Source organism: Vibrio sp. 03_296, from assembly GCF_002265885.1.
In genome coordinates this window covers 1-342 of sequence record NZ_NPKW01000196.1, presented here as the reverse complement: position 1 = coordinate 342, position 342 = coordinate 1, and the positions used below count along the sequence as shown (strand labels likewise).

Annotated in this window: 1 protein-coding gene; it reads right to left on the bottom strand. The window is 46.2% G+C overall.

Annotated elements, in window-relative coordinates:
- On the bottom strand, positions 1-342 hold a 342-nt coding region (locus tag CIK04_RS23330; protein WP_325205743.1), incomplete at both ends, for a helix-hairpin-helix domain-containing protein.

Below are 342 nucleotides of genomic sequence, written 5' to 3'. Positions count from 1 at the left end.
TGTGCTTGCAACCACCCTTTGATTTTCTCTTCAGCAAAAATGCCGTGATATGACGAGCGACGACTTCACCGATATCGGGAACTTCGATTAACTGCTCATTGCGTTGCAGTTTGTATTGCTTCTTAAGTGTTTTAAAATGGCGAGCCAAATTTGCCGCGGTTGCCTCGCCCACTTCTCGAATTCCCAAAGAATAAAGAAAACGCGCCAACGTGGTCTCTTTCGCAACGTTAAGGGCGTTGACGATGTTCTGCGCTGACTTTGGTCCCATTCGCTCAAGTACCGTTAAAACGCCTGCAGATAACGTAAACAAATCCGCAGGTGTCTCTACCATTTCTTTGTCTA